Origin of the sequence: Pseudomonas sp. SD17-1 (assembly GCF_029201585.1) — a bacterium.
GTDB classification, from domain to species: Bacteria; Pseudomonadota; Gammaproteobacteria; order Pseudomonadales; family Pseudomonadaceae; genus Aquipseudomonas; species Aquipseudomonas palmensis.
This window is the reverse complement of the sequence record NZ_CP104044.1, coordinates 2,054,150-2,079,567: the sequence shown is the minus strand read 5'-3', so window position 1 is coordinate 2,079,567 and position 25,418 is coordinate 2,054,150. Positions and strand designations below refer to the sequence as shown.

The 25,418-nt window shown below is 65.0% G+C and carries 25 protein-coding genes; 10 read left to right on the top strand and 15 right to left on the bottom strand.

What is annotated here, in order from left to right; translation table 11 throughout:
- Positions 1 to 55 precede the first annotated feature (55 nt).
- From N0B28_RS09315 to N0B28_RS09285, 7 genes are all read right to left on the bottom strand, one after another.
- Positions 56 to 724 (bottom strand): hypothetical protein, encoded by a 669-nt coding sequence (locus N0B28_RS09315; RefSeq protein WP_054915706.1) that lies wholly within the window; start codon positions 722 to 724, stop codon positions 56 to 58.
- 78 nt (positions 725 to 802) lie between these two features.
- Positions 803 to 1,297, bottom strand: coding sequence for a DUF1543 domain-containing protein (locus N0B28_RS09310; RefSeq protein ID WP_054915705.1), 495 nt, complete (start codon positions 1,295 to 1,297; stop codon positions 803 to 805).
- A gap of 13 nt (positions 1,298 to 1,310) precedes the next feature.
- Positions 1,311 to 1,862: a hydrolase gene (locus N0B28_RS09305; RefSeq protein ID WP_043863046.1), complete on the bottom strand. Its 552-nt coding sequence runs from the start codon at positions 1,860 to 1,862 to the stop codon at positions 1,311 to 1,313.
- Between the two features lie 117 nt (positions 1,863 to 1,979).
- Positions 1,980 to 2,699 (bottom strand): alpha/beta fold hydrolase, encoded by a 720-nt coding sequence (locus N0B28_RS09300; RefSeq protein WP_043863047.1) that lies wholly within the window; start codon positions 2,697 to 2,699, stop codon positions 1,980 to 1,982.
- A gap of 10 nt (positions 2,700 to 2,709) precedes the next feature.
- Entirely contained in the window at positions 2,710 to 2,934 is a 225-nt protein-coding gene (locus tag N0B28_RS09295) for an MbtH family protein (protein WP_043863048.1), read from the bottom strand.
- A gap of 122 nt (positions 2,935 to 3,056) precedes the next feature.
- Positions 3,057 to 4,403, bottom strand: coding sequence for an endonuclease/exonuclease/phosphatase family protein (locus tag N0B28_RS09290; protein ID WP_275731559.1), 1,347 nt, complete (start codon positions 4,401 to 4,403; stop codon positions 3,057 to 3,059).
- An 18-nt stretch (positions 4,404 to 4,421) separates the two neighbouring features.
- Positions 4,422 to 5,276 carry a hypothetical protein gene (locus tag N0B28_RS09285; protein ID WP_078480494.1) on the bottom strand — a complete coding sequence of 285 codons (855 nt, stop codon included), beginning with the start codon at positions 5,274 to 5,276 and terminating at the stop codon, positions 4,422 to 4,424.
- A 247-nt stretch (positions 5,277 to 5,523) separates the two neighbouring features.
- Between N0B28_RS09285 and N0B28_RS09280 the strand changes: the two genes are divergently transcribed.
- The 5 genes from N0B28_RS09280 to N0B28_RS09260 all read left to right on the top strand — a co-directional run bounded on the left by N0B28_RS09280 (position 5,524) and on the right by N0B28_RS09260 (position 11,125).
- A complete protein-coding gene (locus tag N0B28_RS09280; protein WP_043863051.1) occupies positions 5,524 to 6,138 on the top strand; it encodes a LysE family transporter in 615 nt (204 codons plus the stop codon).
- A gap of 61 nt (positions 6,139 to 6,199) precedes the next feature.
- Positions 6,200 to 7,210, top strand: a complete 1,011-nt coding sequence (locus tag N0B28_RS09275) for an ABC transporter substrate-binding protein (protein WP_275731557.1) — start codon at positions 6,200 to 6,202, stop codon at positions 7,208 to 7,210.
- Positions 7,207 to 8,052: a proline/glycine betaine ABC transporter permease gene (locus tag N0B28_RS09270; protein WP_043863053.1), complete on the top strand. Its 846-nt coding sequence runs from the start codon at positions 7,207 to 7,209 to the stop codon at positions 8,050 to 8,052. The genes N0B28_RS09275 and N0B28_RS09270 overlap by 4 nt, the downstream gene beginning before the upstream one ends.
- Positions 8,053 to 8,203: 151 nt before the next feature.
- On the top strand, positions 8,204 to 9,286 hold the full coding sequence (locus N0B28_RS09265; protein WP_104572286.1) for a hypothetical protein: 1,083 nt from the start codon (positions 8,204 to 8,206) through the stop codon (positions 9,284 to 9,286).
- A 165-nt stretch (positions 9,287 to 9,451) separates the two neighbouring features.
- Positions 9,452 to 11,125 carry an ABC-F family ATP-binding cassette domain-containing protein gene (locus N0B28_RS09260; RefSeq protein ID WP_275731556.1) on the top strand — a complete coding sequence of 558 codons (1,674 nt, stop codon included), beginning with the start codon at positions 9,452 to 9,454 and terminating at the stop codon, positions 11,123 to 11,125.
- On the opposite strand, the gene N0B28_RS09255 is transcribed toward N0B28_RS09260, so the two are convergent.
- Positions 11,036 to 11,566 (bottom strand): cysteine hydrolase family protein, encoded by a 531-nt coding sequence (locus N0B28_RS09255; RefSeq protein WP_043863055.1) that lies wholly within the window; start codon positions 11,564 to 11,566, stop codon positions 11,036 to 11,038. The two genes, N0B28_RS09260 and N0B28_RS09255, sit on opposite strands and share 90 nt — an antisense overlap.
- Positions 11,567 to 11,941: 375 nt before the next feature.
- On the opposite strand from N0B28_RS09255, the gene N0B28_RS09250 reads away from it, so the two are divergent.
- The 3 genes from N0B28_RS09250 (at position 11,942) to N0B28_RS09240 (ending at position 15,178) form a co-directional block, all read left to right on the top strand.
- Entirely contained in the window at positions 11,942 to 12,961 is a 1,020-nt protein-coding gene (locus tag N0B28_RS09250; protein WP_043863056.1) for a branched-chain amino acid aminotransferase, read from the top strand.
- 170 nt (positions 12,962 to 13,131) lie between these two features.
- Positions 13,132 to 13,812 carry a response regulator transcription factor gene (locus N0B28_RS09245; protein WP_043863057.1) on the top strand — a complete coding sequence of 227 codons (681 nt, stop codon included), beginning with the start codon at positions 13,132 to 13,134 and terminating at the stop codon, positions 13,810 to 13,812.
- A complete protein-coding gene (locus tag N0B28_RS09240; RefSeq protein ID WP_054915700.1) occupies positions 13,790 to 15,178 on the top strand; it encodes a HAMP domain-containing sensor histidine kinase in 1,389 nt (462 codons plus the stop codon). The genes N0B28_RS09245 and N0B28_RS09240 overlap by 23 nt, the downstream gene beginning before the upstream one ends.
- Before the next feature lie 103 nt (positions 15,179 to 15,281).
- On the opposite strand, the gene cysS is transcribed toward N0B28_RS09240, so the two are convergent.
- Together cysS and N0B28_RS09230 are read right to left on the bottom strand one after the other, a co-directional pair.
- Complete coding sequence (gene cysS, locus N0B28_RS09235; RefSeq protein ID WP_058541885.1) at positions 15,282 to 16,664, bottom strand: cysteine--tRNA ligase; 1,383 nt, start codon at positions 16,662 to 16,664, stop codon at positions 15,282 to 15,284.
- A gap of 10 nt (positions 16,665 to 16,674) precedes the next feature.
- Entirely contained in the window at positions 16,675 to 18,378 is a 1,704-nt protein-coding gene (locus N0B28_RS09230; RefSeq protein WP_043863060.1) for a glutamine--tRNA ligase/YqeY domain fusion protein, read from the bottom strand.
- 236 nt (positions 18,379 to 18,614) lie between these two features.
- Here N0B28_RS09230 and N0B28_RS09225 point away from each other — a divergent pair, with 236 nt between their 5' ends.
- Both N0B28_RS09225 and lpxH read left to right on the top strand, forming a co-directional pair.
- Positions 18,615 to 19,118 carry a peptidylprolyl isomerase gene (locus tag N0B28_RS09225; RefSeq protein WP_043863061.1) on the top strand — a complete coding sequence of 168 codons (504 nt, stop codon included), beginning with the start codon at positions 18,615 to 18,617 and terminating at the stop codon, positions 19,116 to 19,118.
- A complete protein-coding gene (gene lpxH / locus N0B28_RS09220; RefSeq protein ID WP_043863062.1) occupies positions 19,115 to 19,837 on the top strand; it encodes a UDP-2,3-diacylglucosamine diphosphatase in 723 nt (240 codons plus the stop codon). The genes N0B28_RS09225 and lpxH overlap by 4 nt, the downstream gene beginning before the upstream one ends.
- Positions 19,838 to 19,913: 76 nt before the next feature.
- Here the strand turns inward: lpxH and N0B28_RS09215 are convergent, their stop codons facing one another.
- The 5 genes from N0B28_RS09215 to miaE form a co-directional block, all read right to left on the bottom strand.
- A complete protein-coding gene (locus N0B28_RS09215; RefSeq protein WP_275731550.1) occupies positions 19,914 to 21,443 on the bottom strand; it encodes a DHA2 family efflux MFS transporter permease subunit in 1,530 nt (509 codons plus the stop codon).
- Positions 21,440 to 22,642 carry an HlyD family efflux transporter periplasmic adaptor subunit gene (locus N0B28_RS09210; protein WP_043863064.1) on the bottom strand — a complete coding sequence of 401 codons (1,203 nt, stop codon included), beginning with the start codon at positions 22,640 to 22,642 and terminating at the stop codon, positions 21,440 to 21,442. Before N0B28_RS09210 ends, N0B28_RS09215 begins: the two co-directional genes overlap by 4 nt.
- An 18-nt stretch (positions 22,643 to 22,660) precedes the next feature.
- Entirely contained in the window at positions 22,661 to 24,127 is a 1,467-nt protein-coding gene (locus N0B28_RS09205; RefSeq protein ID WP_088515681.1) for an efflux transporter outer membrane subunit, read from the bottom strand.
- Complete coding sequence (locus N0B28_RS09200; protein ID WP_043863066.1) at positions 24,124 to 24,597, bottom strand: MarR family transcriptional regulator; 474 nt, start codon at positions 24,595 to 24,597, stop codon at positions 24,124 to 24,126. The genes N0B28_RS09205 and N0B28_RS09200 overlap by 4 nt, the downstream gene beginning before the upstream one ends.
- Positions 24,598 to 24,788: 191 nt before the next feature.
- The gene (gene miaE, locus N0B28_RS09195) at positions 24,789 to 25,394 is read right to left on the bottom strand and encodes a tRNA isopentenyl-2-thiomethyl-A-37 hydroxylase MiaE (RefSeq protein ID WP_043863067.1); all 606 of its coding nucleotides are present in this window, start codon (positions 25,392 to 25,394) and stop codon (positions 24,789 to 24,791) included.
- Positions 25,395 to 25,418 lie beyond the last annotated feature (24 nt).

Sequence of the window (25,418 nt, the reverse complement as noted above, 5' to 3'; positions counted from 1 at the left end):
CGGCTATCGGTCGAGGGCCCCACAGTACACAGCCGGGGCCGGCCCGTGCAAACCGTCAGCAGCCCGGCTTGGTCAACTCGGTGCCGATGGTGACCGCATTGACCTTGACCTTGTCGAAGCTGGCCTGCGCCACTTCATCGAAGGTGCGCTCGCAGTTGAAGCGGGTGTCCACCACAAAGTCGTCACCCTTGGCCTTCTGCATGGCCTCGCTCCAGTGACCGGCCGCCGCGCTGGCCTCATCATCCACCAGCACCACCTCCAGCAGCACTTCGGTAAACCCCACTGCCCGCGGTCCTTGCCAGAGCGCGTACACCGACGGGTCGGCGGCATTGCCGCACATGCTCAGGCAACTGGCGTAGAACTCCAGCCCGCCTCCCGAAGACCCGGCCATTGCACCGAACGTCAGGGGCTGCGCGGCCGGCGGCGCAAAGTCGCCGATGAACGTGCTCAGGTCTGCCTTGCAGGTGGACGAGAGCTCCATGCGCAGCTCGCTGACCGTGCCGCCGCCGGCCGTGGCGGTGATTTCGCAGCCTTGCACCTTGTAAGTATGGGTGTCGCCGAACGAGGTACGCGCAACACCGGCTACCGACTCGAAGAAACGCAGGTTGGTGCCCAGCATCTCGCCATTGAACACCTGGGCCACCGTGGCCTGGGCCAGGGCCAGATTCGGCAGAGCGCTGAGGGTGAGTGCGCAGCAGAAGCCAGACAGTGCACGTGAACGCATCGGAACATCCTGTAAGGGCAGAAAATGAAGCGCGTACTGTAATCCAGGCTAACGGCAAATAGCCATCAAGCTCGCCCATCAGCCCAGCACGATGTAGTCGCTGCGCTGCACCAGCGGGGCATGCTCGCCTGCAATCAGGCGCACGTATCGGCCACCGAGCTGGTCGATGGCGATGCAGTCATCCACGTCCATCACTGCATCGGTGTGCGCCTGGCTCCAGTGACGTGCCATGCGTTGCTTGCCGATGGCCTTGGCCTGGGCCTTGCTGGTGGCCACCACCAACAGGTACTGGTGCGCCTCGCCGAACGCACCGGGCTCGTAGCCGCCCAGGTTGATGAAATACAGGCGTGGCTCGCCGGCAGCCGGCTGCATGTCCGACCAGTGCAGCTTGTAGCCGTCGACCCCGTCGACCTCCAGCCAGGAATCGACGTGCACGCCCCTGGCGCTGCCGAACCATTGCTCGCGCAATTGCGGGTAGGCCGCTTCGAGGGTCGGGGCCACCACGAACACCACATCGTGCACTTCGATGCGGGCCCGGGGGTGTTTGCCCCCCAGCATCACCACGAACAACATGATCCGCCCACCCTCAAGGTTGCTCGCCGACCAGGAAGGTCTTGCTGATGTGGCGAAATTTCTCGTGGCCGGCGCTGCCCAGCAGCTCGAACAGCACCATCTCGCGAGTCACGATCTGCGCGCCGGCATCACGCATGCGCTGCAGGCCGGCGCTCTTGCTGAGCAGGCTGCGGCTGTCGCAGGCGTCCTCCACCACGAACACCTGCCTGCCCAGCGCCAGCAGGCCGAGCACTGTCTGCAGCACGCACACGTGGGTTTCCATGCCGCACACAATCACCTGGTGGCGGGCCAGCAGGCTGGCGGGCAGGCAGTCGGCAGCCACGCAGGAAAAGTGCACCTTTTCCACCACCTCGGCAGCGGGCGCCGCCTCGAGCAGTGCCCCGACGGTGTGCCCGAGGCCCTTGGGATATTGTTCGGAAATCACCGTGGGCAACCCCAGTTCGGCCGTCGCCGCCAGCAACCAGCGGGTGCGGGCCAGCGTGCCGGCAGGGTCGCTGACCGCGCCGATGAGTTTTTCCTGAACGTCGATGACCAGCAGCGTGGCCTGGGTAGGGTCGATCAGCATTGCGTGCGCTCCATGGCGGGCGCCGGGGCGATGGGTGTCACCGCCAGGCGGCTTGCGGACAGAAACCCGGGCAGCGCGATGGCTGCCCGGGCCCGGTCGGATGCTACCACGCGAGGCTCATGCGGTCAGGCGGTGCGGCTCCAGGGCCTGGCTGAGCACGCCCAGCACCTGCTCTTCATGCTCATGGATGAAGAAGTGCCCGCCGGGGAAGAGCGCCAGCGAGAAATCACCCTGGCTCTCCTGACGCCAGGCCAGCAACTGTTCCTGGGTCGCGCGATCCTCCTCGCCCCCGAGCACATGCAGCGGGCAACGCAGTGCCGGGCGCTGCCGATAGGCGTAGCGTCCGCACAACAGAAAGTCTGCGCGCAACACCGGCAGGGTCAGGCTCATCAGTTCCTCGTTGCCCAGCACTTCCTCCGAAGTACCGCCCAGGGTGCGCAACTCTTCGATCAGTTGCGGGTCGCTCTTGGGTTCGCGCCAGCTTTCGTCGTCGTAGCCTTCACGACGGGTCGGCGCCGCCGTACCGCTGGCAAACAACGCCACCGGTGGCGGGCAGCCCAGCGCCTGCAGCTCGTGCACCAGCTCGAACGCCAGCAGCGCCCCCAGGCTGTGCCCCAGCACCGCGTAGGGCTGGTGGGCGACAAGGCTCTGTTCGGCGGCCAGTTGCCGGGCCAGGGCCTGCATGTCGGTGTACAACGGCTCGCCAAGGCGTGCACCCCGCCCTGGCAGCTCCACCGGGCGCACGTTCAACCAGGCGGGCACCTTGCGCCGCCAGCGGCTGAAGACCATGGCGCTGGCACCCGAGTACGGCAGGCACAACAGGGTCAGTGACGACACGTGCCGCCCCTCACTGCGCCGCAGCGGTTTCGGCCATCTTCTGGCGCAGGCTCAGCGGGCGCATGTCGGTCCATACCTCATCGATGTACGCCAGGCACTCAGCCTTCAAACCGCTCTTGCCGACGGTGCGCCAGCCGTTGGGGATAGCCTTGTAGTCCGGCCAGATGGAGTACTGTTCCTCGTGGTTGACCACAACCTGGAACACGATATCGTCGCGATCGAATACGGAAGTCATTGCCTGTCTCCTTGGTTGAATGAGGCTCGTGGCGCGGGAGGCGTACGGGCGCTACTGGAGGAGACGAAGCGGCGTGCGGATAAATTAGCGACGCTGGGAAAATCCCGCGGCACCTGCCGGCGCTAGCAGTTGAAGGTCAGGTTGTAATGCACCGAGCGGTGGTCCGATGCCCCCGGCGCAGAGACGTTCCCCGGCGCCGGCACCTGCGAGGTGCCATTGGTCACCGCATAGTCCAGCATGTTGCTCGGCGCCACGCTGGGGTGGGTACTGCCGCCCGCCAGCTCGATACGGGCGATGTCTTCGGGCGACACCCAGTTGCCACGCGTCGGCACCGGGGGAGTGGTCGGTCGCGGATCGCGGTTGAAATCCCCCAGCAGCGCGAACGGCGTATCGGTGTGCCAGCTGATCTCCCTCAACATGCGCGCGGCGTTGACGCCCCCGCCGGAAATGGCATGCAGGTTGAAGATAGCCAGCTCCGGCGTGTTGCCCGCCAGCGCTCGTCGCCTCACACGCACCCCCATGGCCGGGCGGTAAAGGGGCGGGCCCGCCACCGGCAATTGCCCGTCCGAGATGATGGCCAGTTGGCTGACCATGAACTCGCCGGGGTCAGGCATCACGATCGCCAGGTTCACCCGCAACCGCTGCACATCGAGGAAGTAGATCAGGTAGCGCTCGGGCCGGCTGCGGGTGCCGGCCTGCCAGCTGTAGACATGGATGTCGTGGTGACTGCCGAACTGGTCGGCCACCCGTTCGGTGCGGCTGAACACCGCAGAATGCGGGGCAACGCCGACCTCCTGCAGAACCACCACATCGTTGCTGCGCAGCAGCGGCAAGACCCCGGTCAACCATTTGCTCTCGGTGCTGACCGATGCGCCCTGCAGGTTCCAGGTGGCCACCCGTATCGGCACCTCAGTGCGCGCGCTGCGACCTATTTCGATCTGTGCCGAGGGCCCTGCAGTGTTCAATCGGCTGTGGTAGTAATCACGAATGCGCCCATGCAGGCGAATGTGCGCATGCCACGGGCCGAAGATGGCCATGACCCCATGCTGGAGCATGCGCAAGGGGTCGCCAGGATCCAGCAGGTGTGGCCCCTGTACGCTCCTTAGGCCATTCATGACCAGGGCATGGTGCACACGGTAGAGCCCGATCATCACGCCATGACGATACAGCCCTGGCGAGGCCTGAAGATGCTGCAGCACCGTGGTGTCGCTGTACCAGCGGCGCAACAGGGTGGTCATGCATGCCCCATAGCCGGCCTGTGCCTCATGGTTGCTGCTGCGTATCAGGCGGGCCGAAACGATGTAGTTCAGGTAGACCAGGGTATGCACGCAGTCCCGGGGCCTGGCGGCGGCGAGCAGCGCCACCGCGTCCATGAACACCACGTCGACCTGCTCTTCGAACGCAACGGCCTGCATGTCGGGCACCAGGTTGTTGTCGATGTACAGGCCAATGACACGGTCAACGGGCATGGGAACACCTCCACCGGGTCAGGCCTTCTGGAACAGCGCAAACAGCTCGCCATCGAGCACGCCCAGCCCCACCCGCTCGGTAGCGGCCAGGTTGCTGCTGACCGTTGCCGGGCTGAGGGCATTGCCGTCATAGGCGTATTGATAGAGCGCGCGACCGTCGGCATTGGCAATGCTGCGGGTGAAGGCGAGTTTGAGCAGCCCCGCGTGAACCGTCACACCCGGCATGAACGGGTAGGCCTGCTCGATGAACACCCGTGGCTCGGTCCAGGCCTGCTTGCCGTCGTACTTCACCAACAGGGTCCGACCATCGCCATCCTTGTAGAACAGGTGGATCAGGCCCTGGTAGACAATGGCGATCGGGTCGTCGGGGGTGGTCACCGCTACCCCCCTGGCCCTGAGCACCGGGCCATTGCCCCAGTTTTCCAGGTCTTCACTGCTCAGGCACTCGATCTGCCTCGTGTGGCCGTGCCGATAGAAGGCATGCAACCGCCCTTGAAACTCCACCAGCGACGGCGAGCCGTGCATGGGCTGACTCAACGTCATGGGCTCGAACCCCATGAGCGTGTCGTTGTAGGAGGCCAGGGTGTATTCACCCTGGTCATCGCTTCGAAACGCATGGACCTTGTCCTTGAACACAAAAAGCGCCAGTGACCTGCTCGGGGTCACCATCAGTGGCAGCACCGCCGGCGTCGTCCATACGTCGATGCCACTCACTTTCGCGACGAATTCGGCCACGTTGCCGTCGGCGTTGTAGGCGCAATAGAGCACGCCCCGGTGTACGACTACCCGGCAACCGCCAGCCACAGGCTGCGACTCGGTAGGGAAAGCACGGTTGAAGATGCCGTGCATGTTGGCTGCGTAACAAAGTTGCATCGCCTGCTCCAGAGGTACAAAGAGCCCCCAGTAGAACAGCGCAGCCCGGCCGGATCAGCCGGGCAAAGCCCAGCGTGTACGTGAGAAACCGGAAGTTGCACGGGCCCGGGTGTGACCTGCCGGGCTGGCAGCAGGCGCACATCGCTGTGCGATTGTTCGGGCCAGATGCACAACACGGGGTTCGCACCGGCGCAGCGCAGGCGTATCGTATGCACTCGAATCCTGATAGGTAACACGGAGTTTCCCCATGCTTGGCGTAACGGACTACGGTGCCTTCGTGATTGCCTTCCTGGTGCTGCTGGCGATCCCGGGGCCGGGCAATTTCGCGCTGATCACTGCCACCGGCAAGGGCGGCATCAAAGGCGGCCTGGGCGCCACCTTCGGCGTCATCCTGGGTGACCAGGTGCTGTTGTGGCTGGCCGTGGCCGGTGTGGCAGCGCTGCTCACCACCTACCCGGCAGCGTTCCATACCGTGCAATGGCTGGGTGCAGCGTACCTGGCCTACCTGGGCCTGCGCATGGCCCTGGCCAAACCCGGCAGCACGCCGGTACGGCCGATGAAGTCCAAGCACTACCTGCGCCAGACCATGATGATCACCCTGCTCAACCCCAAGGCGATCATGTTCTACATGGCGTTCTTTCCGCTGTTCGTCGACCCGGTCCGGCATCAGGGCTTCGTGACGTTCGGCTTCATGGCGGTGACCATTGCCGTGCTGACCTTCCTGTATGGCCTGGTGGCCGTGCTGCTGACCCACAACCTGGCCGCCCGCCTGCGCGCCAACCCCAAGGTCTCGAACCTGCTCGAACGCCTGGCCGGCATGTGCCTGGTGGGCTTCAGCATCAAGTTGGCGGTACTGCGCTAAACCCCTGGCGCGGGTCTACTACACTTGCCTGACCTTGAAGCGGCGCGGCAAGTGAGACGACATGAAGCGACTGACACAATTGATCGGCGGCGCCCTGCTGGCACTGGGCCTAGCCTCCCAGAGCCTGGCGGCGCCCGCTGCGGCCCCCATCCACTTTGGCGACATCACCTGGGAAAGCGGCAGCCTGACCACGCAACTGCTGCGCTTTATCGTCGAGAAAGGCTACGGCTACCCCACCGACACCCTGCCCGGCAGCACCGTGAGCATGGAGGTGGCGCTGGCGCGCAACGACATCCAGGTGATCGCCGAGGAGTGGGCTGGCCGCAGCCCGGCCTGGACCAGGGCCGAGCAGGCCGGCCAGGTGTTCAGCATCGGGGACACGGTTAAGGGCGCCGACGAAGGCTGGTACGTGCCCGCCTACGTGATCAAGGGCGATGAACAGCGCGGCCTCAAGGCACTGGCCCCGGACTTGCGTTCCGTCCAGGACCTCAAGCGCCATGCCCCACTGTTCAAGGACCCCGAGTCACCCGACAAGGGCCGCTTTCTCAACAGCCCCAGCGGCTGGACCTCCGAGACCGTCAACAGCCAGAAGCTCAAGGCCTACGGGCTGGACGGGCAGTACGTGAACTTTCGCAGCGGCTCGGGCGCGGCGCTGGACGCCGAAATCACCTCCGCCATCCGCCGTGGCAAGCCGGTGCTGTTCTACTACTGGTCGCCCACCCCGCTGATGGGCCGCTACGAGCTGGTGCGCCTTGAAGAGCCGCCATTCGACGCCCAGGCCTGGGCCACCCTCACCGACCCCGGCAACCCCGAGCCCAAAGGCACCCGCTCGCTGCCGGCCAGGCTGTCGATCGGCGTATCGGCGCCGTTTCGCCAGCAGTACCCGGAGCTGGTGGCATTCTTCGCCAAGGTCGATCTGCCGATCGCCACCCTCAACAGCGCCCTGGCAACGATGAGCGAGCAGCGCCAGGCGCCGGACGCTGCAGCGCAGGCCTTTCTGAAGGCGAACCCGAGCATCTGGAAGGCCTGGCTGCCCGCCGAGGTGGCGACCAGGGTCGAGTCGGCCCTGTGAGTACGGGCTTTCCCGAGGCGCTGCACGTTTCGTTCGCAGACAGCGTCAATCGCTTCGTCGACTGGCTGGTGCTGGCCTACGGCGACCAGCTTCGGGCGGTCTCGGACGGGCTGCTGCAACTGCTGGTAGGGTTGGAAAACCTGCTGCGCGCCACGCCGTGGTGGTTGCTGCTGGCGCTGGTGGCACTGCTGACCTGGCACGCCACACGCAGTGTGCGGCGGGCGCTGCTGCTGAGCGGCCTGCTGTTTCTGATCGGGGTGGTCGGCCTGTGGGACAAGCTGCTGCAGACCTGCGCGCTGGTGCTGGTGAGTACCGGCCTGTGCCTCCTGATCGGCATTCCGTTCGGCATCTTGCTGGCCAGCCGGCCACTGGCACGCCGGTTGCTGATGCCGGTGCTGGACGTGATGCAGACCCTGCCCAGTTTCGTGTACCTGATCCCGGTGCTGATGCTGTTCGGGCTGGGCAAGGTGCCGGCGATCTTCGCCACCCTGGTGTATGCCCTGCCGCCGCTGGTACGCCTCACCGAACTGGGCCTGTCGCAGGTGGACCCGTCGCTGACCCAGGCCGCTCAGGGGCTGGGCGCCAACCGCTGGCAGCGCTTGCGCCGGGTGGCATTGCCGTTGGCGCTGCCGAGCATCCTGGCCGGCCTGAACCAGTCGGTGATGATGGCGCTGTCGATGGTGGTGGTGGCCTCGATGATCGGCGCGCGCGGCCTGGGTGAGGACGTGCTGGCCGGCATCCAGACACTGAACGTGGGCAAGGGGGTCGAGGCCGGGCTGGCCATCGTTGCGCTGGCGATCGTGATCGACCGCATCACCCAGGCGTATGGCAAGCCGCGGTGAAGCCTTCCTGGTGCAACAGCGTTGACCTGCACCGCCCTTTCAAAGTACTCGTTGCCGGATAGACCAAAGGGGCCGTTCAGCCCGCGCGCACTAAACGCAACTCGTCTACGCTGCTCAAAAGCCTGCCGGCACACTGAAAGGGAGTTCGAGCGTGCGAGCCTACCGTATCCTGTCCGCCGCAACACTGTGCCTGGTCAGTGCATCGGCCAGCGCTTTCCAACTGTCACCCTACGGCAAGGTGAACAATGGTGCCTACACTCGTGTCTTCAGCGAGGCGGTACACGAAAACCTGACCCTGGCATCGATCAGGCAGGCAGCGATTCCCGATGCCCTTAAAGCGGATCAGAACTTCATCGAAAGCCTCATCGCGGGCGCACGCTGGAACGATGATCCGCTGGGTTTCATGAAGACGGGTGTACCAGTGGATTTCTACCTGTCGTTCAAAGACTCCTGCAAGCGTTCAACACAGATCAATCCCACCTGGGACCTCATGTATCGCACCCACTGCGGCGACATGCAGTACCTTCACGCCATGGCCTCAAGCGCTCTGGAAACCACGACACAAACACGCGCCAGAATCATGATGTGGGCCGAATTCACATTCCGTGTTTCCACCGGAGAAATCCCCAAGAACCGCTACTTTCGCAGCGTGCCGCAACTGATGAGCCCCGAAGGTGGCGAGCAGTTCAGCCAGTCGCTCACCCACAGCAACACCCGACGGCTGCTATGGCAGCCCGAAGACCTTTTCAGCAGGAACTGCACGCGTATGCCCGCACTCAAGGCAATGCTGCGAGGACACGGCTGGACAGAGTCGCGCTGTGACGATTCGCACAATGAGCATGCTGCCAGCACCATCCAGAACCTGGCGTTGGGCTCGTTGCTGCACCTGCTGCAGGACTCCTTCTCCGACAGCCATGTACGGCGCTTCCCCCTGCATGATGAGCACGTCTCTCGGCTGGCAGGGGTGCAGGGCGTCGAACAGTTCGGCAACTATGCCAAACAGGACTCGAGCCGCCACAAGGTGGCAGACAGGCTGCCGGAAACGGCCAATGACGCCCAGCCACTTGATCTGAAGCACCTCAGTGCACAGCTGATCGCACTCTCGGTAACAGGGCGCGACGGTACGGGCGCCGCGCAATGGGAGCAAGCCAGGCCGCTACTCGAACACGCCTTCGATATCAGCCGGGCACAACCCGTCTCGGGCGCGATAGGCTATGAAAAACTCGACCGGTAATGGCACTGGAGGGCCTTTACCGACTGCCGCTATCCCCTTAGACTACAGGCCTTTTCCCGCATCCCGAGGTATTCGTCCAATGCGCCATTGATGCCACCGTCGTTTCAGACGGCCCGTCTTCAGCCCCTTCACCGGGGGAAGCACCAGGCATCCTTGGAGGTTCGCATGACGAACACGTCATCCCTGACGCTGGACAGCGTCACCTATGCACTGCCAGACGGCAGGCTGCTGTTTTCCAACCTCACCGAACGTTTCGACCAGCGCCGCACCGGCCTGGTGGGGCGCAACGGCGTGGGCAAATCCATACTCGCACGCCTGATGGCCGGTCAGCTCGAGCCCAGCGATGGCCGCTGCCTGCGCCAGGGGCGCGTGCACTACCTCGCTCAACAGCCGATCACCTCCCGCACCACGGTCGCCGACCTGGCCCAGGTACGCCAGGTGATAGAAGCGCTCCAACGCATCGAGGCTGGCAGTACCGCCGCGAGCGACTTCGAGACTGTCGGCGAACGCTGGAACATACGCGAGCAACTGCACAGCCACCTGGCCCGCGAGCAGCTCGGCATGCTGCGCTGGGATCGCCCCGCCGAAACGCTGAGCGGCGGCCAGGCCATGCGCGTGGCACTGCTGGGTGCGTTTCTCGGCGACGCCGACTACCTGATTCTCGACGAGCCCACCAACCACCTGGACGCCCCCAGCCGCGCCGCGCTGATGATCATGCTCGAACGCTGGAACAAGGGGCTGCTGGTCATCAGCCACGACCGCACGCTGCTCGCCAGCATGCAGCGCATCGTCGAGCTGTCGCCCTCGGGCCTGCACAGCTACGGGGGCGACTACAGCGCATTCACCGCTTGCAAGGCCCGCGACACCGAACTGGCCGAGCGCAATCTCGAACGTCTGAAGCTCGAACGCCAGCGCCAGGCCCGCGACCTGCAGCGTCAACACGAGCGCCTCGAACGCCACCAGGCCAGAGCCGGCCACGAGGCCAGGCACAGCAACCAGGCGAAGATCCTGCTAGACCGTCAACAGCAACGCAGCGAGGCCACCGCAGGCAGGCAGCAGCGCAACCACCTGGCCACGCGCCAGGCCATGGACACCCAGGTGCGTGAAGCCGCTCAACGCCTGGACCCGCAGCAGCCGGTGGTACTGCACGCGCCGGCACGTCAGTTGCCGCCAGGCAGCCAGATCGCCTGGCTGCGTGACCTTGAGCTACCCCACATCGAGCATCCGCACGCGCTCGACCTGGTGCTGTACGTCGGCCAGCGCCTTGCCCTCACCGGCGCCAACGGCAGCGGCAAATCCACGTTGCTCAAGGTGCTGGCCGGGCAACTGCCGCCCAGAAAGGGTGAATGCGAGACCCGCGCCAGCGTGGCGTACCTGGACCAGCAGTGCAGCCTGCTCGACCCGAGCGTATGCGTGCTGGAGCATGTGCGCGAGGCGTGCCGTCAACTCGACCAGAGCAGCGTGCGCACCCGATTGGCGCAACTGGGCCTGGATGCAGACCGCATCACCCTGCCCAGCGGCCTGCTCAGTGGCGGCGAACGGCTCAAGGCAGCGCTGGCCGCGGTACTCTACAGCGACCAGCCAGCGCAATTGCTGTTGCTCGACGAACCCAGCAACCACCTCGACCTGCCATCGTTGCAGGCCCTGGAACAGATGCTCTGCCAGTATCAGGGGACCCTGCTGGTGGCGTCCCATGACCTGGTGTTCCTGCAACACCTGCAGTTGCAGGGGCAGCTGTGCATGCCGCAATCAGAACTGAACGGCTTCGGTGACGCACAAGGTGGCAAAGCCACTGCCCAGGGTGAGGTTGTGATGGGCGACGATGGCCTCGGCGCCTAGGCCGGGGGTATCCATGCAGGTGTGCGCGTCGCTGACCAGTACCGGGCGCACGCCCAGCTCGGCAGCAACGCGGCAATTGGTATCGACGCAGTACTGGGTTTTCATGCCGACCACCACCAGCTCTTCAACGCCCGCCTGCTGCAGCCACTCACGCAGCGGCGTGTTCCAGAAGGCACTGGGCCGGAACTTGTCGAACACGCGGTCGTATTGCTCGTCTACCTCCAGCGCCGGGAGCAGTTGCCAGGGTGTGCTGCCGGCCTCGATCGGCGAACCCTGCGGGCCGGTGTGGCGCGCGACGAATATCGGCGCCCGGGCCGCCCGTGCGGTGCCGATCAGGCGGTTGATGTTGGCCAGTATCCGCTCGCCCTGCCAGGGCTGTTCGGGGCCATGGAACAGGCCGACCTGCATATCCAGAATCAGTAACGCGCGCCGTACGGGCATGGTGTCTCTCCTTAAGATGCCAGCCGGACGCGCCAACCAAAAGGCCCCGTCCATTGCTGGCGGGGCCTTGGGTGACCTGCTGCGTTCGCTTTACACAGCCACCCATCGCCCGCCGATGGCGGTCGTGGTGGTGCGGGTCGAGGTCAACAGGTCGATATTCATGTCACGCACAATGCTCCACGAGCCCTGCGTCGGTCAAGCCCCTGGCGGCGCAACCACTCACGCTCGTCACGCCGGATCTGAAGCGCTGGCGGCCGGGCACCGGCGCAATCGGCATCTGCCCGTTTCCGATCTGCACGGGATGTATTATCGTGGCTGCTTGCGCAATATGCGTGGCCTGACCATACAGGCATTTGCCAACCGATCGAGGGTGCCATGAGTAACGAGAGCATTAACTGGGACAAGCTGGGCTTTGACTACATCAAGACCGACAAGCGCTACCTTTCCTACTTCCGTGATGGCGAGTGGGACAAGGGCACCCTGACCGAAGACAACGTACTGCACATCAGCGAAGGCTCCACCGCGCTGCACTACGGCCAGCAATGCTTCGAAGGCATGAAGGCCTACCGCTGCAAGGATGGCTCGATCAACCTGTTCCGCCCCGACCAGAACGCCCTGCGCATGCAGCGCAGCTGCGATCGCCTGCTGATGCCGCGGGTGCCGACCGAACAGTTCATCGAGGCCTGCAAGCAGGTGGTCCAGGCCAACGAACGCTTCGTACCGCCGCACGGCAAGGGTGCCCTGTACCTGCGTCCGTTCGTGATCGGCGTGGGTGACAACATCGGCGTACGCACCGCGCCGGAGTTCATCTTCTCGATCTTCGCCATCCCGGTTGGCTCGTACTTCAAGGGCGGCATGACCCCGCACAAGTTCCTGATCTCCGATTTCGACCGTGCCGCGCCCCAGGGCACCGGCGCCGCCAAGGTCGGTGGCAACTACGCAGCCAGCCTGCAACCAGGCTATGAGGCCAAGAAGGCCGGCTTTGCCGACTGCATCTACCTCGACCCGCTGACCCACAGCAAGATCGAGGAAGTGGGTTCGGCCAACTTCTTCGGCATCACCGCCAACAACGAGTTCGTGACCCCGAAATCCGCGTCGGTGCTGCCGGGCATCACCCGCCTGTCGCTGATGCAACTGGCCGAATCGCGCCTGGGCCTGAAGGTGATCGAGGGCGACGTGCTGATCAACCAGCTGGACCGCTTCATCGAAGCCGGTGCCTGCGGCACCGCTGCGGTGATCACCCCGATCGGCGGCATCCAGTACAACGGCAAGCTGCACGTGTTCCACAGCGAGACCGAAGTCGGTCCGGTAACCCAGAAGCTCTACGCCGAGCTGACCGGTATCCAGAGCGGTGACGTCGAAGCGCCGGCGGGCTGGATCGTCAAGGTCGCCTGAATGCATCGCGGGTCAAGCCCGCTCCCACAGGTTCATCGCAACCTTGTGGGAGCGGGCTCGACCCGTGACTGGCTGCGCAGCAGCCCTTTTTCAAGATGAATTTTTCTTTAACCCGGGCACCGCCTATTCTTTGGCACAATCGAGTCTCCACACGCCGCCCAGGTAAGAGCATGCCCCGCGTACTGACTATCGAAGACGATGCCGTCACCGGCCAGGAAATCGTCGCCGAACTCTCCAGCCACGGCCTTGAGGTCGACTGGGCCGACAACGGTCGTGAAGGCCTGGCCAAGGCAATCGCCGGCGGCTACGACCTGATCACCCTCGACCGCATGCTGCCCGAAGTCGACGGCCTGACCATCGTCACCACCCTGCGCAACCTCAAGATCGCCACGCCGATCCTGATGATCAGCGCCCTCTCCGATGTCGACGAACGCGTGCGCGGCCTGCGCGCCGGTGGTGACGACTACCTGACCAAGCCGTTTGCCTCCGACGAGATGGCGGCGCGCGTGGAAGTGCTGCTGCGCCGCAACAGCGTGCCGATGGCCCAGACCCGCCTGCAGGTCGCCGACCTGGAGCTGGACCTGATAAGCCACGAGGCCCGGCGCGGCGAGCAGACCCTCAACCTGCTGCCCACCGAGTACAAGCTGCTGGAATTCCTGATGCGCCACGCCGGCCAGGTCATCACCCGCATGATGATCTTCGAGGAAGTCTGGGGGTACCACTTCGACCCCGGCACCAACCTGATCGACGTGCACATCGGGCGTCTGCGCAAGAAGATCGACGCCGCCGGGCAAACCCCGCTGATTCGCACCGTGCGGGGCTCCGGCTATGCCATTGCCGAACCCGTCTAAGGGCTGGAGTTCGTCCACCAGCCGCCTGCTGGCGCTGTACAGCTTTCTGTTCGTGGCCTGGAGCAGCATCCTCATGGGGGTGCTGTACTTCGAGGTGTCCGGCTACCTGAACAAGCTCACCCGCCATTCCCTGTTGCAGCGCCAGCACCTGTTCGCACACATGAGCGGCAAGCAGCTCGACGACGCCCTGATCGCCAGCCAGGCCTTCGACGAACGCAGCTTCGATGCCTACGGGCTGTTCGACGCGCAGTTCAACCCACTGGGCGGGCAGATCCGCCAGATCCCGCCCGAGCTGGGCCTGGATGGCAGGATCCACGAGCTCAGCCGCTGCCTGGACGCCGACGACCCGCGCATGCCAAAAGACAGCTGTGATGCCGTGGCGCTCAAGGTGCGCGATGGCCGCTGGCTGGTGCTGGTACGCGACAACGGTTCGCTGTTCGTGGTCACGCGGATCATTCTGCATGCGTTGCTGTGGGGGCTGTCGCTGACCATCATTCCCGGCATCGCCGGCTGGTACCTGCTGCGTCGCCGCCCGCTCAAGCGCATAAGGGCGATCCAGGCCAGTGCCGAGCTGATCGTGGCCGGCGACCTCACCCACCGTCTGCCGCTGTCGTCGCGCCGTGACGAACTGGACATGCTGGCAGCCATCGTCAACGCCATGCTCGACCGCATCGAGCGGCTGATGCATGAGGTCAAAGGCGTGTGCGACAACATTGCCCACGACCTGCGCACCCCGCTGACGCGCCTGCGGGCCCAGCTGTACCGGATCCGCCAGCAGGTCGGCGACGACTCGATCCAGGCCGACCAGATGGACCAGGCCATCAGCGAAACCGACACCCTGATGGCGCGTTTTCGCGGGTTGCTGCGCATCAGCGAACTGGAAGACCGCCAGCGCCGTGCCGGCTTCGTCGAGCTGGACCCGCGTGCCCTGCTGGTAGAGCTGCATGACTTCTACCTGCCGCTGGCCGAGGACGGCGAAATTCGCCTGACCCTGGTGCTGCCCGACCAGTTGCCGGCGCTCAAGGGCGACCGCGAGCTGCTGTTCGAGGCCCTGGCCAACCTGCTGGGCAATGCCATCAAGTTCACCCCGGCCGGTGGTCAGGTGCGGATGCGAGCCCGTGAAGACGCCCAGGGCGTGCTGATCGAGGTGGAGGACAGCGGGCCGGGGATTCCGGCGGACGAGCGCGAGGCCGTGCTCAAGCGGTTCTACCGCAGCGAGGAAGGTCATCGGCACAACGGGTTCGGGCTGGGGCTTTCGATCGTTGCAGCGATCGTCGACCTGCATGGGTTTGAGCTGGAGGTAGGAGACAGCGAATTGGGCGGGGCGCGGCTGGTGTTGCAGTGTCGGCCGAAGGTGGCCAGTTAGGGCCTCATCGCGGGTCGAGCCCGCTCCCACAGGTTGATCACTGTGCTCTAGATCAGTGATCAACCTGTGGGAGCGGGCTCGACCCGCGATGAGGGCAGCGCGATCAGTCAGCCAGACGCCAGGTCGTCGTGCCCTTGCCGTCTTCCAGCACCACGCCCATGGCGGTCAGCTGGTCGCGGATGCGGTCCGATTCGGCCCAGTTCTTGTCGGTACGTGCCTGCAGACGCGCCTGGATCAACGCCTCCACTTCAGCCGCATCGACCTTGCCTTCGGCGCCCGCCTGCAGGAAGTCGTCGGCCTCCAGCTGCAACACGCCCAGCAGCTCGGCCAGCTCGCGCAAACGGCCCGCCAGGCCAGCGGCCACCTCAGGCTCGGCCTCGCGCACGCGATTGATCTCGCGCACCAGGTCGAACAGCACCGCACAGGCTTCAGGCGTGCCGAAGTCGTCGTTCATGGCCGCGGCAAAACGCTCGACATACGACTCGCCACCTTGCGCGGCCACGCGCGGCAAGCCGCGCAGCGCATGGTAGAAGCGCTCCAGTGCGCCCTTGGCTTCGCGCAGGCTGTCCTCGGAGTAGTTGATCGAGCTGCGGTAGTGGCTCGACACCAGCAGGTAGCGCACCACCTCAGGGTGATACTTGTCGAGCACGTCGCGAATGGTGAAGAAGTTGTTCAACGACTTGGACATCTTCTCGCCATTGATACGGATCATGCCGCAATGCATCCACGCCTTGGCGTACTGCTTGCCGGTGGCCGCCTCGCTCTGGGCAATCTCGTTCTCGTGGTGCGGGAACTCCAGGTCGTTGCCGCCACCATGAATGTCGAAGCTCTCGCCCAGGCAGCAGGTCGACATCACCGAGCACTCGATGTGCCAGCCCGGACGGCCCGGGCCCCACGGCGATTCCCAGCTCGGCTCGCCGGGCTTGACGCCCTTCCACAGCACGAAGTCGAGCGGGTCCTGCTTGGCCTCGTCGACCTCGATGCGGGCACCGATGCGCAGGTCTTCGATCTTCTTGCGCGACAGCTTGCCGTAGCCGACGAACTTGCCGACGCGGTAGTACACGTCGCCGTTGCCCGGCGCGTAGGCATAACCCTTGTCGATCAGGGTCTGGATCATCGCGTGCATGCCGGCGATGTGGTCGGTGGCACGCGGCTCCTGGTCCGGCGGCAGGATGTTCAGACGGCGCTCGTCCTCGTGCATCGCGTCGATCATGCGCGCGGTCAGCGCTTCGAACGATTCGCCGTTCTGGTTGGCGCGGTTGATGATCTTGTCGTCGATGTCGGTGATGTTGCGCACATAGGTCAGGTCGTAGCCGCTGTAGCGCAGCCAGCGCGTGACCAGGTCGAACGCGACCATGCTGCGCCCATGGCCCAGGTGGCAGAAGTCGTACACGGTCATGCCGCACACGTACATGCGAACCTTGTTGCCATCGAGCGGAACGAAAACTTCCTTGGTCTTGCTCAGGGTGTTGTAGATGCTTAGCACGTAGAGTTCCTTAGCTGCCCCACGAATCGCGCAGGGTCACGGTGCGGTTGAACACCGGCTTACCCGGCGTGGAGTCTTTCAGGTCGACGCAGAAGTAGCCTTCGCGCTCGAACTGGAAGCGGTCTTCGGGCTGGGCCTGGCCCAGCGAAGGTTCCGCACGACAACCGCTCAGCACCTGCAGCGAATCGGGATTGATGTTGTCAAGGAAGCTGCCGCCGTCGTCGGTCTTCTCGGGGTTGGCCGAACGGAACAGGCGGTCATACAGACGTACTTCGCACTCGACGCTGGCCGCGGCCGGCACCCAGTGGATCACACCCTTGACCTTGCGGCCCTCGGGGTTCTTGCCCAGGGTGTCGGGGTCGTACGAGCAGCGCAGCTCGACGATGTTGCCCTCGGCATCCTTGATCGCCTCGTCGGCGCGGATCACGTAGCTGCCACGCAGGCGCACTTCACCGGCCGGCTCCAGGCGCTTGTAGCCCTTGGGCGGCTCTTCCATGAAGTCGTCGCGGTCGATGTAGATCTCGCGGGCGAACGGCAGTGCACGCACGCCCATGTCTTCCTTGGGGTGACGCGGCAGTTCGAGCTGCTCGACCTGGCCTTCGGGGTAGTTGGTGATGACTACCTTCAGCGGGCGCAGTACGCACATGGCCCGTGGCGCGGTGCGGTCCAGGTCGTCACGGATGCTGAATTCGAGCATCGACATGTCGACCACGCCGTCGGAACGGTTGGTGCCGACCATCTCGCAGAAATTGCGGATAGACGCCGGGGTGTAGCCACGACGGCGGAAGCCCGACAGCGTGGACATGCGCGGGTCGTCCCAGCCCTGTACGTGCTGCTCGTCCACCAGTTGCTTGAGCTTGCGCTTGCTGGTGATGGTGTAGTTCAGGTTCAGGCGGCTGAACTCGTACTGGCGCGGCTTGCACGGCACCGGCAGGTGGTCGAGGAACCACTCGTACAACGGACGATGGCTTTCGAACTCCAGGGTGCAGATCGAGTGGGTGATGCCCTCGATGGCGTCCGACTGGCCATGGGTGAAGTCGTAGATCGGGTAGATGCACCAGGTGTCGCCGGTCTGGTGATGATGGGCATGGCGGATGCGGTACAGGATCGGGTCGCGCAGGTTCATGTTCGGCGAGGCCATGTCGATCTTGGCGCGCAGCACGCGCTCGCCATCCTGGAACTCGCCGGCCTTCATGCGCGCGAACAGGTCGAGGTTTTCCTCGACGCTGCGCTCGCGGAACGGGCTGTTCTTGCCCGGCTCGGTCAGGTTGCCGCGGTACTCGCGGGCCTGCTCCGGGGTCAGGTCGCACACATAGGCATTGCCCGACTTGATCAGGTCGACCGCCCACGCGTGCAACTGCTCGAAGTACTGGGAGGCATAGCGCACCGGGCCGGTCCACTCGAAGCCCAGCCACTTGACGTCACGCTGGATGGCGTCGATGTACTCCTGGTCCTCTTTGGCCGGGTTGGTGTCATCGAAGCGCAGGTGACAGGCACCGCCGAATTCCTGGGCCAGGCCGAAGTTCACGCAGATCGACTTGGCGTGACCAATGTGCAGGTAGCCGTTGGGCTCCGGCGGGAAACGGGTGACGATGCTGGTGTGCTTGCCCGAATCCAGGTCGGCCTGCACGATCGGACGCAGGAAGTTCACAGGGACGGCGGGCGCGCCTTTGGCAGCGGCGTTGGGAGCGTTGTCAGCGGTGGGCTTGCTCATAGGATCCTTGAAATACCGGTACACGGCCCGGGTAGGCCGACTGAATCAAAGCGCTTATCATAGCCCAAGCGCCCGAGCTGCCGACAGGGCAGCGCCGACAAACTGGCGCTATATTCGGCTGGCCGGGCAAAAAAACTGCCGTGACGTGCGTATCGTGGCCTGTAAACTGTGCGTCAGGGTTACTACGCGATCCTGCGCACCCATTTCTTGAATGCCTGAAAAGCGAGAATTTGAGCATGACCCAAGTCAAACTGACCACCAATCACGGTGACATCGTCATCGAGCTGAACGCCGAGAAAGCCCCGATCACCGTGGCCAACTTCATCGAGTACGTCAAAGCCGGTCACTACGAGAACACCGTGTTCCACCGCGTCATCGGCAACTTCATGATCCAGGGCGGCGGTTTCGAGCCGGGCATGAAAGAGAAGAAAGACAAGCGCCCGAGCATCCAGAACGAAGCCGACAACGGCCTGAGCAACGACAAGTACACCATCGCCATGGCCCGTACCATGGAGCCGCATTCGGCCTCGGCGCAGTTCTTCATCAACGTTGCCGACAACAGCTTCCTCAACCACAGCGGCAAGAACGTGCAGGGCTGGGGTTACGCAGTGTTCGGCAAAGTCACCGAAGGCACCGACGTGGTCGACAAGATCAAGGCCGTTGCCACCGGTTCCAAAGCCGGCCACCAGGACGTGCCAGCCGAAGACGTGATCATCGAGAAAGCCGAGATCATTGGGTGATACTGCTGATCTCCGATCTGCACCTGCAAGAAGAACGCCCGGACATTACCCGGGCGTTTCTTGATCTGCTGGCCACCCGTGCCCGCAGCGCGCAAGCGCTGTACATTCTCGGGGACTTTTTCGAGGCCTGGATCGGCGACGATGCCATGACGCCCTACCAGGCGTCGATCTGCCAGGCCCTGCGTGCGCTGAGCGACACGGGCACCCAGGTGTTCCTGATGCACGGCAACCGCGACTTCCTCATCGGCCAGGCGTTCTGCAAGGCCGCAGGCGCCACCCTGCTACCCGACCCCAGCGTGGTCGAGCTGGGCGGCGAACCGGTGCTGCTGATGCATGGCGACAGCCTGTGCACCCGTGACGAAGGCTACATGAAGCTGCGCCGTTACCTGCGCAACCCCGTGAGCCTGTGGGTGCTGCGCCACCTGCCGTTGCGCACGCGGCACAAGCTTGCGCGCAAGCTGCGCAGCGAAAGCCGCGCGCAGACGCGCATGAAGGCCAATGACATTGTCGATGTGACGCCCGAGGAGGTACCGCGGGTGATGCAGCAGCATGGCGTGCGCACCCTGGTGCATGGGCACACCCATCGCCCGGCGATCCACAAGCTGATGGTGGGCGATGCGCCGGCGCGGCGTATCGTGCTGGGCGACTGGGATCGCCAGGGGTGGGCGCTGCAGGTGGATGAACAAGGGTTCCAGCTGGCACCCTTCGACTTTGCCTGACCCCTTCGCCGGCAAGGCCGGCTCCTACAGGTTTTGCGTAATCCTGTAGGAGCCGGCCTTGCCGGCGAAGCCTTTTTCAGTGCCCGGCCGACGCCGGCCCGGCCTTGGCCGCGAACGGCGGCTTGGCCAGCCACACCAGCAGCACCAGCCCGACGAACACCCAGCCCATCAACGTGAAGTAATCCACCGTCGACATCATGTACGCCTGGCTGTTGAGCATCTGCTCCAGCTGCGCATACGACTGCCCGTTCGCCCCGCCCAGGTGGCCGAGCATTTCACGGGTGGCCGGCTCATAGGTACTGATGCTTTCGCTCAGGTACGCATGGTGCTGGTCGGCCCGGCGAATCCAGATCCAGGTGGTCAGCGACGCGGCAAAGCTGCCGCCCAGGGTCCGCAGGAAGGTCGCCAGCCCCGAGCCGTCGGCGATCTGCTGCGGCGGCAGGTCCGAAAGCAGGATGCTCAAGGTGGGCATGAAGAACAGCGCCACGCCGATACCCATGAACAGCTGCACCAGGGCGATGTGCTGGAAGTCCACCTCGTTGGTGAACCCGGCCCGCATGAAGCAGCTGGCACCGATTGCCACGAACGCCAGCCCCGCCAGCACGCGCAGGTCGAACTTGTGCGCGTACTTGCCCACGAACGGCGACATCAGCACCGGCAGCAGGCCGATCGGCGCCACCGCCAGCCCCGCCCAGGTGGCGGTGTAGCCCATCTGGGTCTGCAGCCATTGCGGCAGGATCAGGTTGATGCCGAAGAACCCCGCATACCCGCCCACCAGCACAATGGTGCCGATGCGAAAGTTGCGGTGGGCGAACAGGCGCAGGTTCACCACCGGGTGCTTGTCGGTCAGTTCCCAGATGATGAACACCGCCAGGAACACCACCGAAATCAGGCTGCCGATGACGATGAAATTGGACTCGAACCAGTCCAGGTCATTGCCCTTGTCGAGCACGATCTGCAATGCCCCCACCCCGACGATCAGGCTCAGCAGCCCGATGTAGTCCATCGGCTGGCGGCTGGTGCTTACCGGCCGGGTACGCATCTGCTGACGCACCACGGCGGCAGCGAACAGGCCGATCGGCACGTTGATGAAGAAGATCCACGGCCAGCTGTAGCTGTCGGTGATCCAGCCACCGAGTATCGGCCCGGCAATCGGCGCCACCACCGTGACCATCGCCAGCAGCGCCAGGGCCATACCCCGCTTGGCCGGGGGGTACACTGCAATCAGCAGGGTCTGGGTCATGGGGTACAACGGCCCGGCCACCACGCCCTGCAACACGCGAAAGCCGACCAGCTCGGGCATCGATTGCGAGATACCGCACAGGAACGACGCCAGCACGAACAGCAGCGTGGCCCAGATGAACAGCTTCACCTCGCCGAAGCGCCGGCTCAGCCAGCCGGTCAGCGGCAAGGCTATCGCGTTGCTCACCGCGAACGAGGTGATGACCCAGGTGCCCTGCTCCGAACTCACCCCCAGGTTGCCGGAGATGGTAGGCAGGGCGACGTTGGCGATGGTGGTGTCGAGCACCTGCATGAACGTCGCCAGCGACAGGCCGATGGTGGTCAGCAGCAGGCTTGGCGGGGTGAACGAAGCCTGCCCGCTCATCGCTGCGCAGTCTTGCCGCTGGCGGCGCTGTTGTCATGGATCAGGCGCGCGATCAGGGTATCGGCCTCCACCAGCTGGCGGTCGTACACCTGGGTGGCGAACGAGGCTTTCTGCGGCGGCTGTTGCGCCAGCACCGGGCCGCTCTGGTCGTGCAGGTCGACGTCGACCTGGGTCGACAGGCCGATCCGCAGCGGGTGTTCGGCCAGTTGCTCGGGGTTGATGTGGATCCGCACTGGCACGCGCTGGACGATCTTGATCCAGTTGCCGGTGGCGTTCTGCGCCGGCAGCAGGGCGAAGGCGCTGCCGGTACCGGCGCCCAGGCTGTCGATGGTGCCGCTGTACTTCACGTCGCTGCCGTACAGGTCGGCAACGATGTCCACCGGCTGACCGATACGCATGTTGCGCAGCTGGGTTTCCTTGAAGTTGGCGTCGATCCACAGCTGATCCAGCGGAATCACCGCCATGGTCGCGGTGCCCGGCTGCAGGCGCTGGCCCAGTTGCACCGTGCGCTTGGCCACATAGCCGGTGACCGGCGCCACCAGGGTGGTGCGGGCATTGTCCAGGTAGGCCTGGCGCAGGTCGGCGGCGGCAGCCTGCACTTCGGGGTGCGAGGAGACCACGGTGTCGTCGACCAGCGCGGTGGTGGTGTTGAGCTGCTGCTGGGCATTGCTCAGCGCGCTTTGTGCCGATGCCAGGTCGTCACGGGCGTGGGACAGCTCCTCCTGCGAGATCGCCCCGCCGGCGGCCAGGGTCTTGCGTCGGTTGTAGTTTTCCTGGGCCTTCTGCAGCTCGGCCTTGCGCGCCGCCACCTGGGCCTTCTGCCCATCGACGTTGCTGTAAAGCCCACGCACCTGGCGCACGGCGCGGGCCAGCTTGGCCTCGGCGCTCTGCAGGCCGACCTCGGTGTCGCTCGGGTCGAACTGGATCAGCACCTGGCCGGCGTGCACCAGGTCGCCATCGTCGGCGCCGATGCTGGTGACGGTGCCGGTGACCAGCGGGGTGATTTCCACCACGTTGCCGTTCACATAGGCGTCGTCGGTGTTTTCGCTCCAGCGCCCGTAGAGCTCGTGCCAGGCCCACACACCGGCGCCAAGCACGAGTACGAGCACCAGCAGCCCGAGCAGCAGCGTCTTGCGCTTGCGCTGATTGTTGAGGTCCTGCTCGGTAGGGGCAGTGTCCGGGGAGGATGCAGTGGCCATGAGAAATACCTTGGCGTTTTATTGATTGCGGGAAGTCGAGGGCAATGCGGCGGCCTGGGTGTCGGCCTGGTAGCCGCCCCCCAGCGCCTGCATCAACTGGATCGACAGGTCGATCTGTTCGGCGTTCAGTTCGGCCAGCTGACGCTGCGACTGCAGCAGCTGCTGTTCGATGCTCAGCACATCCAGGTAGTTGCCGATGCCGGAGCCATAGCGCTGCATCACGGTGTCGTAGGACTGCTGGGCGATGTCGGTGGCACGTTGCTTGGCTGCAATCTGCTGGCCCAGTGCATGCAGCTGGTCGATGCTGTCGCTGACCTCGCCCAGTGCACGCACCAGGCTCTTGTTGTATTGCGCCACGGCCAGGTCGTAGTCGGCATCACGGGCATCGAGGTCAGCGCGCAGGCGCCCGCCGTCGAAAATCGGCAGCGACACGGTCGGGGCGATGTTGAAGAAGCGGCTCGGCGCGCCGAAAATCGCATCACCCAGCAGTGCCTGGGTGCCGGCGGCGGCGCTCAGGTTGAGGTTGGGGTAGAAGCGTGTCTTGCTCGCATCGATCGACTTGCTCGCCGCCTCGACCCGCCAGCGCGCGGCCACCAGGTCCGGACGCCGGCCCAGCAACTCGGCCGGCAGCACCGAGGGCAGCGCCACCGCAGCAGGCTTGAGCACATTGGGGCGGGCGATCTGCTGGCCACGGTCGGGGCCCTTGCCCAGCAGCACCGCCAGCGCGATCTGCGCGCTGCGTAGCTGCTTCTGGGCATTGATGGCCTGCTCCTGGGAGCTGGCCTCCAGGCTTTCGGTCTGCTGCAGCTGGTACTGGCTGTCGATACCCGAGGCCAGCCGGCGCTGGCTGAGTTCGAGCATCTGGCGGGTACGCTTGAGGTCTTCCTGGGTCAGGTCGTTGACGATGTGCGCCTGGCCCAGCTGGCTGTAGGCACGGGCAACGTCGGCGGCCAGGGTCAGTTGTGCAGCCTGGCGGTCCACCTCGGCGGCACGGGCCTGGCCCAGGGCGGCTTCCCAGGCATCGCGTTGCCCACCCCAGAGATCGAAGGTGTAGTTGAAGGTCGCGCTCAGGCTGCGCAGGGTGGAGTAGCTGCCGCCCTGCCCCGTCGGGTCCTGGTCACGGGCCAGGCGCGAGCGGCTGACCCCGGCGCTGGCATCCAGCGTGGGCATGCGCTCGGCGTCGGCAGCGTAGGCTGCGGCGCTGGCCTGATGGGCACGGGCGCTGGCAACCTGCATGTCGGGGCTGTCGCGCAAGGCCTCGCCGATCAGGCTGTCCAGTTGCGGGTCGCCAAGGCGGGTCCACCAGTCGCCCTTGGGCCAGGCCGCAGGCGACAGGGCAACGCCGCCGAGGGTCTTGCCAGCCTGCAGGTCGGCGGCGCCGAGGCGCCGGCCCTGGGTATCGAGGCCACTGTAGTTGGCGCAACCGGCCAGGCTCAGGGCAAGCACCAGCAGGCTTGCACCGGCACGCAGGGCTCGTGGTTTCATTGGGCCTCCACGCGCAGAGCGGTGACGGCATCGCCGGCCGCCAGCAGCACCTTGGTCAGGATCTTTTCCAGGGTCTTGAGCTCGTCCGGGGCCAGCACGCCAACCAGCTCGTTCATCGCCGAGGCACCGATCTGGGGCAACTGGCCGGCCAGCACATCGCCATCGGCGGTGAGCTCCAGGCGTACCTGGCGGCGGTCCTGCGGGCAGCGGCTGCGGGCGATCAGGCCCTTCTGCTCCAGGCGATCGAGCATGCGCGTCATCGACCCGCTGTCCAGGCTGAGGAAACGGCACAGTTCGGCGGGGGTATCGACCCCGTACTGGGACACGATGATCAGCACCTTGAACTGCGCGGCGGTGACGCCGAAGTCCTGCAGGTGGCTGTCCAGAATGCGGTCCTTCACCAGTGCGGCGCGCCCCAGGAGCATGCCGATGGTGCAGGACTGGAAGTTTTCGGGGGTGAAGTGCTGCATGAAGGGAGATACCTGCTTAGGCAGTGGATGCCGCAGATATTACTGCTCAGGCAGCGAATGGCCAAGCATTAATTAGCTTGCTTTCTATTTGGTCGACAAAAGGAGGTATTGCGGCGCCCGTATCGCGGGTCGAGCCCGCTCCCACAGGATGGGTCCATCAGCCTGTGGGAGCGGGCTTGGCCCGCGATGCTTCAGGCCGGCACGCCGCTATGGAAGCGAAACTCCACGTCCGGCGTGGTGATCAGTTCGGCTTCCACCTCGCGCACCCGCTCCACGGTGCGCTCCACATCCGCCGCTTCGCCATACTGGTACGCCAGCTTCAGGTACCCCTGGTAATGGCGCGCCTCGCTCTTGAGCAGCCCGTGGTAGAACTTGCCCAGTTCCTCGTCCAGGTGCGGCACCACCGCAGCAAAGCGCTCGCAGCTGCGCGCCTCGATGAACGCGCCGACCACCAGCGTGTCCACCAGCTTCACCGGCTCGTGCGCGCGCACCACCTTGCGCAGCCCCGAGGCATAGCGCCCTGCCGACAATGGGCGCAAGGCCACCTTGCGCTTCTTCATCAGGCGCAGCACCTGCTCGTGATGCACCAGCTCCTCGCGGGCCAGGCGCGACATCATGTTGATCAGGTCGACATGCGTGTTGTACTTGGCAATCAGGCTCAGCGCCGTGCTGGCGGCCTTGAACTCGCAGTTCTTGTGGTCGATCAGCATCGTCTCCTGGTCGGCCAGGGCGGCATCGACCCAGGCATCCGGGGTGCGGCAGGCGAGGAAGGCTTCGATTTCGGGAATAAGGGACATAGGCTCACAAACGGGCATGGGGTG

Excerpts from the sequence above, each read along its gene's own strand:
- N0B28_RS09315 (WP_054915706.1), bottom strand. The coding sequence starts at position 724 with ATGCGTTCACGTGCACTGTCTGGCTTCTGCTGCGCACTCACCCTCAGC.
- N0B28_RS09310 (WP_054915705.1), bottom strand. The coding sequence starts at position 1,297 with ATGTTGTTCGTGGTGATGCTGGGGGGCAAACACCCCCGGGCCCGCATC.
- N0B28_RS09305 (WP_043863046.1), bottom strand. The coding sequence starts at position 1,862 with ATGCTGATCGACCCTACCCAGGCCACGCTGCTGGTCATCGACGTTCAG.
- N0B28_RS09295 (WP_043863048.1), bottom strand. The coding sequence starts at position 2,934 with ATGACTTCCGTATTCGATCGCGACGATATCGTGTTCCAGGTTGTGGTC.
- N0B28_RS09290 (WP_275731559.1), bottom strand. The coding sequence starts at position 4,403 with ATGCCCGTTGACCGTGTCATTGGCCTGTACATCGACAACAACCTGGTG.
- N0B28_RS09285 (WP_078480494.1), bottom strand. The coding sequence starts at position 5,276 with ATGCAACTTTGTTACGCAGCCAACATGCACGGCATCTTCAACCGTGCT.
- N0B28_RS09280 (WP_043863051.1), top strand. The coding sequence starts at position 5,524 with ATGCTTGGCGTAACGGACTACGGTGCCTTCGTGATTGCCTTCCTGGTG.
- N0B28_RS09275 (WP_275731557.1), top strand. The coding sequence starts at position 6,200 with ATGAAGCGACTGACACAATTGATCGGCGGCGCCCTGCTGGCACTGGGC.
- N0B28_RS09260 (WP_275731556.1), top strand. The coding sequence starts at position 9,452 with ATGACGAACACGTCATCCCTGACGCTGGACAGCGTCACCTATGCACTG.
- N0B28_RS09255 (WP_043863055.1), bottom strand. The coding sequence starts at position 11,566 with ATGCCCGTACGGCGCGCGTTACTGATTCTGGATATGCAGGTCGGCCTG.
- N0B28_RS09250 (WP_043863056.1), top strand. The coding sequence starts at position 11,942 with ATGAGTAACGAGAGCATTAACTGGGACAAGCTGGGCTTTGACTACATC.
- N0B28_RS09245 (WP_043863057.1), top strand. The coding sequence starts at position 13,132 with ATGCCCCGCGTACTGACTATCGAAGACGATGCCGTCACCGGCCAGGAA.
- N0B28_RS09240 (WP_054915700.1), top strand. The coding sequence starts at position 13,790 with ATGCCATTGCCGAACCCGTCTAAGGGCTGGAGTTCGTCCACCAGCCGC.
- N0B28_RS09230 (WP_043863060.1), bottom strand. The coding sequence starts at position 18,378 with ATGAGCAAGCCCACCGCTGACAACGCTCCCAACGCCGCTGCCAAAGGC.
- N0B28_RS09225 (WP_043863061.1), top strand. The coding sequence starts at position 18,615 with ATGACCCAAGTCAAACTGACCACCAATCACGGTGACATCGTCATCGAG.
- N0B28_RS09215 (WP_275731550.1), bottom strand. The coding sequence starts at position 21,443 with ATGAGCGGGCAGGCTTCGTTCACCCCGCCAAGCCTGCTGCTGACCACC.
- N0B28_RS09210 (WP_043863064.1), bottom strand. The coding sequence starts at position 22,642 with ATGGCCACTGCATCCTCCCCGGACACTGCCCCTACCGAGCAGGACCTC.
- N0B28_RS09205 (WP_088515681.1), bottom strand. The coding sequence starts at position 24,127 with ATGAAACCACGAGCCCTGCGTGCCGGTGCAAGCCTGCTGGTGCTTGCC.
- N0B28_RS09200 (WP_043863066.1), bottom strand. The coding sequence starts at position 24,597 with ATGCAGCACTTCACCCCCGAAAACTTCCAGTCCTGCACCATCGGCATG.
- miaE (WP_043863067.1), bottom strand. The coding sequence starts at position 25,394 with ATGTCCCTTATTCCCGAAATCGAAGCCTTCCTCGCCTGCCGCACCCCG.